The sequence below is a fragment of the Streptomyces sp. NPDC042201 genome, from assembly GCF_055582185.1.
The window spans coordinates 1-1133 of the sequence record NZ_JBVJDS010000028.1; the positions used below are offsets into that span (position 1 = coordinate 1).

Below are 1133 nucleotides of genomic sequence, written 5' to 3' on the forward strand. Positions count from 1 at the left end.
CTTGCGTTCTAGTGGTCGTTGCAACACCCCAGTTCAAGGGGTGCGATGGACTTCGAGGTCCGGGGCGACCGGAAGCCACAGGGACGACGGAAGCTGGTCCGTGAGCGGGAGGAATACTTCCGGCTCATGGACCAGGGCCTGAGCAGTCAGGAAGCGTGCCGGATCGTCGGGATCAACTACCGGACCGGCAAGAAGTGGCGTAACGGCCACCACTCACCGGGCGGGCAGAGGAAGGCAGTACCTCCTGTTCACAAGGAGGTACTGCCTTCCGGTCCGTCCCGCTATCTGCGTGAGGACGAGCGGATCCTCATAGCCGACCGGCTGCGGGAGAGGGCCACAGTCCGTGCCGTCGCCGCCGAATTGGGCCGCAGCCCGTCCACGGTCAGCCGGGAGATCCGGCGCAACCGGCATCCCGTGAGCGGTCAGTACCGGCCGCACGCCGCCCAGGCCCGCGCCGATGCCCGCCGGCCCCGGCCCAAGACCGGCAAGATCGGCCGGCGCCCCGAACTCCGGCACTTCATCCAGGACCGCCTGGACCTACGGTGGAGTCCGGAGCAGATCTGCCAGGCTCTGCGGGCACAGTTCCCCGACCGGCCGGAGATGCGCGTGGTCCACGAAACGGTCTACCAGGCCCTCTACGTCCAAGGACGCGGAGAACTGCGCCGCGAGCTGGCCCACGCCCTGCGGACCGGCCGCACCCGGCGCAAGCCCCGCCGTCTGGCCCAGCAGCGCCAGCCGCGGTTCTCCACCCCGATGGTCATGATCAGCGAGCGTCCCGCCGAAGCTGACGACCGGGCCGTGCCCGGACACTGGGAGGGTGACCTGATCATCGGCAAGGACGGCGCCTCGGCCATCGGCACCCTCGTGGAACGCGCCACCCGCTACGTGATGCTCCTGCACCTGCCTGACGGACGCAGCGCTGAACACGTCCGCGACGCCCTGGTGACCACGGTGAAAACTCTGCCGCCACATCTGGCACGGTCACTGACCTGGGACCAAGGATCCGAGATGGCCTCTCACGGCTCCTTCACCGTCGCCACCGACATCCCGGTCTACTTCTGCGACCCCGCCAGCCCATGGCAACGCGGCTCCAACGAAAACACCAACGGCCTGCTCCGCCAGTACTTCCCCAA

1 protein-coding gene is annotated in these 1133 nt (G+C 68.2%); it reads left to right on the plus strand.

Annotated features, from left to right (window positions below; genetic code table 11):
* Positions 1-45 precede the first annotated feature (45 nt).
* Positions 46-1133, plus strand: a 1088-nt coding sequence (locus tag ACZ6MZ_RS33940) for an IS30 family transposase (RefSeq protein WP_389793306.1), incomplete at its 3' end; no start/stop codon positions are given.